The organism is Stenotrophomonas sp. JAG2, from assembly GCF_041080745.1.
Taxonomy (GTDB): domain Bacteria; phylum Pseudomonadota; class Gammaproteobacteria; order Xanthomonadales; family Xanthomonadaceae; genus Stenotrophomonas; species Stenotrophomonas maltophilia_AA.
In genome coordinates, this window is record NZ_JBEUMH010000027.1 from 1 (window position 1) to 5,403 (window position 5,403).

General features: G+C 53.3%; 2 tRNA genes and 3 rRNA genes. All 5 read right to left on the reverse strand.

Annotated elements, in window-relative coordinates:
- Positions 1-9: 9 nt before the first annotated feature.
- The 5 genes from rrf to AB9O74_RS18650 all read right to left on the reverse strand — a co-directional run bounded on the left by rrf (position 10) and on the right by AB9O74_RS18650 (position 5,202).
- Positions 10-124 (reverse strand): 5S ribosomal RNA (rrf, locus tag AB9O74_RS18630).
- Between the two features lie 126 nt (positions 125-250).
- Positions 251-3,129 (reverse strand): 23S ribosomal RNA (locus tag AB9O74_RS18635).
- A gap of 230 nt (positions 3,130-3,359) precedes the next feature.
- A tRNA-Ile gene (locus AB9O74_RS18640) sits at positions 3,360-3,436 on the reverse strand.
- Between the two features lie 47 nt (positions 3,437-3,483).
- Positions 3,484-3,559: transfer RNA gene (locus AB9O74_RS18645), tRNA-Ala, on the reverse strand.
- A gap of 96 nt (positions 3,560-3,655) precedes the next feature.
- Positions 3,656-5,202 (reverse strand): 16S ribosomal RNA (locus tag AB9O74_RS18650).
- The 16S, 23S and 5S rRNA genes sit together here with 2 tRNA genes alongside, the layout of an rRNA operon.
- Positions 5,203-5,403 lie beyond the last annotated feature (201 nt).

A 5,403-nucleotide genomic window follows, 5' to 3' on the forward strand; every position in this document is an offset into this window, starting at 1 on the left:
GGGTAAAAACCCTGGCGATGACCTACTCTCGCATGGCTTAGGCCACACTACCATCGGCGCAGCTGCGTTTCACTTCCGAGTTCGGGATGGGATCGGGTGGTTCCACAGCGCTAATTTCACCAGGGAGACAGTTGGAGCGTCGCCATCCTAAAGAAACGGATTAAGGCGCCTGCCTCTCGTAAGTCTTGTGACGTAGCGTGCACTTGGGATCTATCGACATGTCATGTCGGCCAAGGCAACTTGAGGTTATATGGTCAAGCCACACGGATCATTAGTATCAGTTAGCTCAATACATTGCTGTACTTACACACCTGACCTATCAACCACATAGTCTATATGGTTCCTTCAGGGGGCTTGTGCCCCGGGAGATCTCATCTTGAGGCGCGCTTCCCGCTTAGATGCTTTCAGCGGTTATCGCTTCCGAACATAGCTACCCGGCAATGCCACTGGCGTGACAACCGGAACACCAGAGGTTCGTCCACTCCGGTCCTCTCGTACTAGGAGCAGCCCCTCTCAAATCTCCAACGCCCATGGCAGATAGGGACCGAACTGTCTCACGACGTTCTGAACCCAGCTCGCGTACCACTTTAAATGGCGAACAGCCATACCCTTGGGACCGACTACAGCCCCAGGATGTGATGAGCCGACATCGAGGTGCCAAACACCGCCGTCGATATGAACTCTTGGGCGGTATCAGCCTGTTATCCCCGGAGTACCTTTTATCCGTTGAGCGATGGCCCTTCCATACAGAACCACCGGATCACTAAGTCCTAGTTTCCTACCTGCTTGATCCGTCGATCTTGCAGTCAAGCACGCTTATGCCTTTGCACACAGTGCGCGATGTCCGACCGCGCTGAGCGTACCTTCGAGCTCCTCCGTTACTCTTTAGGAGGAGACCGCCCCAGTCAAACTACCCACCATACACGGTCCCCGATCCAGATTATGGACCTAGGTTAGAACGTCAAGCACGACAGGGTGGTATTTCAAGGATGGCTCCACTGCAGCTAGCGCCACAGTTTCATAGCCTCCCACCTATCCTACACAGACGAACTCAACGTTCAGTGTAAAGCTATAGTAAAGGTTCACGGGGTCTTTCCGTCTTGCCACGGGAACGCTGCATCTTCACAGCGATTTCAATTTCACTGAGTCTCGGGTGGAGACAGCGCCGCTGTCGTTACGCCATTCGTGCAGGTCGGAACTTACCCGACAAGGAATTTCGCTACCTTAGGACCGTTATAGTTACGGCCGCCGTTTACTGGGGCTTCGATCAAGAGCTTCGCCTTGCGGCTGACCCCATCAATTAACCTTCCAGCACCGGGCAGGCGTCACACCCTATACGTCCACTTTCGTGTTTGCAGAGTGCTGTGTTTTTGATAAACAGTCGCAGCGGCCTGGTTTCTGCGGCCCTCTTCAGCTATAGCTCGCATGAGCCACCAAAAAGGGCGCACCTTCTCCCGAAGTTACGGTGCCATGTTGCCTAGTTCCTTCACCCGAGTTCTCTCAAGCGCCTGAGAATTCTCATCCTACCCACCTGTGTCGGTTTACGGTACGGTCTGCGTAAGCTGAAGCTTAGGAGCTTTTCCTGGAAGCGTGGTATCAGTGACTTCGCCTTAAAGGCTCGTCTCGGTGCTCGGTCTTGAAGAATCCCGGATTTGCCAAAGATTCAAACCTACCTCCTTTCCCCCGGACAACCAACGCCGGGTACACCTAACCTTCTCCGTCCCTCCATCGCACTTACGCGAGGTGCAGGAATATTAACCTGCTTCCCATCGACTACGACTTTCGTCCTCGCCTTAGGGGCCGACTCACCCTGCGCCGATTAACGTTGCGCAAGGAAACCTTGGGCTTTCGGCGTGCGGGTTTTTCACCCGCATTATCGTTACTCATGTCAGCATTCGCACTTCCGATACCTCCAGCAGACTTCTCAATCCACCTTCAACGGCTTACGGAACGCTCCTCTACCGCGTACATATAAATATGCACACCCCAAGCTTCGGTTCACTGCTTAGCCCCGTTAAATCTTCCCCGCAGACCGACTCGACCAGTGAGCTATTACGCTTTCTTTAAAGGGTGGCTGCTTCTAAGCCAACCTCCTGGCTGTCTGTGCCTTTCCACATGGTTTTCCACTTAGCAGTGAATTTGGGACCTTAGCTGTGGGTCTGGGTTGTTTCCCTTTTCACGACGGACGTTAGCACCCGCCGTGTGTCTCCCATACAGTCCGTCTCGGTATTCGGAGTTTGCAATGGTTTGGTAAGTCGCGATGACCCCCTAGCCATAACAGTGCTCTACCCCCGAGAGGATACATATGAGGCGCTACCTAAATAGCTTTCGAGGAGAACCAGCTATCTCCGGGTTCGATTAGCTTTTCACTCCTAATCACAGCTCATCCCCGTCTTTTGCAACAGACGTGGGTTCGGGCCTCCAGTACCTGTTACGGCACCTTCACCCTGGCCATGACTAGATCACCCGGTTTCGGGTCTACTGCCCGCGACTATGCGCCCTTATCAGACTCGGTTTCCCTTCGCCTCCCCTATACGGTTAAGCTTGCCACGAACAGTAAGTCGCTGACCCATTATACAAAAGGTACGCAGTCACTCTTTCGAGCTCCTACTGCTTGTACGCACACGGTTTCAGGATCTATTTCACTCCCCTCTCCGGGGTTCTTTTCGCCTTTCCCTCACGGTACTGGTTCACTATCGGTCGGTCAGTAGTATTTAGCCTTGGAGGATGGTCCCCCCATGTTCAGACAGGGTTTCACGTGCCCCGCCCTACTCGTCTTCACTGGAGTGGCCCTTTTAAATACAGGGCTATCACCTTCTATGGCCAGCCGTTCCAGGCTGTTTTTCTAGAACCATTCCAGCTTAAGGGCTAGTCCCCGTTCGCTCGTCGCTACTCAGGGAATCTCGGTTGATTTCTTTTCCTCTGGTTACTTAGATATTTCAGTTCACCAGGTTCGCTTCCAGCAGCTATGTATTCACTGCAGGATACCCGCAAGCGGGTGGGTTTCCCCATTCGGACATTACCGGATCAAAGCTTGTTGCCAGCTCCCCGATACTTTTCGCAGGCTGCCACGTCCTTCATCGCCTCTGACCGCCAAGGCATCCACCGTGTGCGCTTATTCGCTTGACCATATAACCGCAAGTTGCCTTGGGTTACATATATGACCTGGGGGTACAAAGCCCAGATACGAAATATAACGACTCAATTAATAAGAAGACATTTAAGTCTTCCGCCTTAGCCTCACGACACGTCTAAGATAGAATCTCAAAACGCTCGCTACGTCACAAGTTTTAAAAGAACACGTACCAGCCACAATGCTGATCCGTAATAAATTCTTTGTATGCGCTAGTCATTCAGAGTGGTGGGTCTGGGTAGACTCGAACTACCGACCTCACCCTTATCAGGGGTGCGCTCTAACCACCTGAGCTACAGACCCAATGTCCGTTCAGCTCATTGCTACCGCGTCGATAAACTCGCGGCGTGTGGTGGAGCCTGTCGGGATCGAACCGACGACCCCCTGCTTGCAAAGCAGGTGCTCTCCCAGCTGAGCTAAGGCCCCATATACGGGACTATCCACGCCGGCCAGGCCGACGTGAAACTCTGAATGCAGGTTACTTGTGAAGACGCCCGACAGGACGATGCTGTCTGTTGCTCAAAAGGAGGTGATCCAGCCGCACCTTCCGATACGGCTACCTTGTTACGACTTCACCCCAGTCATCGGCCACACCGTGGCAAGCGCCCTCCCGAAGGTTAAGCTACCTGCTTCTGGTGCAACAAACTCCCATGGTGTGACGGGCGGTGTGTACAAGGCCCGGGAACGTATTCACCGCAGCAATGCTGATCTGCGATTACTAGCGATTCCGACTTCATGGAGTCGAGTTGCAGACTCCAATCCGGACTGAGATAGGGTTTCTGGGATTGGCTTGCCCTCGCGGGTTTGCAGCCCTCTGTCCCTACCATTGTAGTACGTGTGTAGCCCTGGTCGTAAGGGCCATGATGACTTGACGTCATCCCCACCTTCCTCCGGTTTGTCACCGGCGGTCTCCTTAGAGTTCCCACCATTACGTGCTGGCAACTAAGGACAAGGGTTGCGCTCGTTGCGGGACTTAACCCAACATCTCACGACACGAGCTGACGACAGCCATGCAGCACCTGTGTTCGAGTTCCCGAAGGCACCAATCCATCTCTGGAAAGTTCTCGACATGTCAAGACCAGGTAAGGTTCTTCGCGTTGCATCGAATTAAACCACATACTCCACCGCTTGTGCGGGCCCCCGTCAATTCCTTTGAGTTTCAGTCTTGCGACCGTACTCCCCAGGCGGCGAACTTAACGCGTTAGCTTCGATACTGCGTGCCAAATTGCACCCAACATCCAGTTCGCATCGTTTAGGGCGTGGACTACCAGGGTATCTAATCCTGTTTGCTCCCCACGCTTTCGTGCCTCAGTGTCAGTGTTGGTCCAGGTAGCTGCCTTCGCCATGGATGTTCCTCCCGATCTCTACGCATTTCACTGCTACACCGGGAATTCCACTACCCTCTACCACACTCTAGTCGCCCAGTATCCACTGCAATTCCCAGGTTGAGCCCAGGGCTTTCACAACAGACTTAAACAACCACCTACGCACGCTTTACGCCCAGTAATTCCGAGTAACGCTTGCACCCTTCGTATTACCGCGGCTGCTGGCACGAAGTTAGCCGGTGCTTATTCTTTGGGTACCGTCAGAACAACCGAGTATTAATCGACTGCTTTTCTTTCCCAACAAAAGGGCTTTACAACCCGAAGGCCTTCTTCACCCACGCGGTATGGCTGGATCAGGCTTGCGCCCATTGTCCAATATTCCCCACTGCTGCCTCCCGTAGGAGTCTGGACCGTGTCTCAGTTCCAGTGTGGCTGATCATCCTCTCAGACCAGCTACGGATCGTCGCCTTGGTGGGCCTTTACCCCGCCAACTAGCTAATCCGACATCGGCTCATCTATCCGCGCAAGGCCCGAAGGTCCCCTGCTTTCACCCGAAGGTCGTATGCGGTATTAGCGTAAGTTTCCCTACGTTATCCCCCACGAAAAGGTAGATTCCGATGTATTCCTCACCCGTCCGCCACTCGCCACCCATAAGAGCAAGCTCTTACTGTGCTGCCGTTCGACTTGCATGTGTTAGGCCTACCGCCAGCGTTCACTCTGAGCCAGGATCAAACTCTTCACTTAAAAACGCATAGTCCGAAGACTAAAAATTTAAAGCTGCAGATGCTTGACCGCTGGCAACGTTTCGCTTGCTTTAAAACAATTGATATGTTGCTTGATCAAACGTCTGCAAGATGGACAATCATCCTTCCTGCAGGCGCCTTCACAAGATACCTGCGCATACTGTCAAAGAACTTGGGAGTCGGCCTCAGCGCCTTCCTCCGT